This is a genomic window from Pseudomonas sp. AAC, assembly GCF_000725445.1.
In the GTDB taxonomy this organism is placed as follows: domain Bacteria; phylum Pseudomonadota; class Gammaproteobacteria; order Pseudomonadales; family Pseudomonadaceae; genus Pseudomonas; species Pseudomonas citronellolis.
This window is the reverse complement of sequence record NZ_KL647118.1, coordinates 1-536: the sequence shown is the minus strand read 5'-3', so window position 1 is coordinate 536 and position 536 is coordinate 1. Positions and strand designations below refer to the sequence as shown.

1 protein-coding gene is annotated in these 536 nt (G+C 55.0%); it reads left to right on the top strand.

From position 1 onward, the window contains the following. Positions 1 to 203, top strand: a 203-nt coding sequence (locus FG99_RS32680) for a hypothetical protein (protein WP_218187157.1), incomplete at its 5' end; no start/stop codon positions are given. Between the last annotated feature and the right edge of the window lie 333 nt (positions 204 to 536).

The following is a 536-nucleotide window of genomic DNA, read 5'->3' as shown; positions in this document are numbered from 1 at the left end:
CTTGCCAATCCGGTGTGTGGCGTTCTAATGGAGGAGACGTGCCGAGTGGAACCATCTGCGGCTACGCCACAAACGGCGGCAGTCTCGGTTCTTGGTGCCAAGGGTATAACCCGTATATCGGCTGTCCTCCAGGGTTTACCCAGAGCATCTGGAAGGCAGCTATCGGCACCGATCAACGAATCGCATTCTGCGCGCGCAACTGACAGCCTTGCCAATCCGCAGTATGGCAATCAGCAGGCACGCAGGGCTGTTACTTCATGACGGTGAATGGCAGTGGGGTGCTGTTTCGTGGCACTGGAATGCTCGACGGTGGCCGTTTCTCCGGGACTATGTTGACGACTACCTCACCCAATCCTTCTTATTTCGGATATGGCTTTGACTGTGGGAGCGACACCTCATGTGTGGCAGCTAGAGGTTCGTTCGCCACTTCAATTGGTGGAAGTGGAAGTTTCCATTCTGTTCTGTACGTTGCGGCGCTGCCATTGACTAGTGCATCACCATGTTATTAGACGCCACCTTGCCAATCCGGTGTGTGG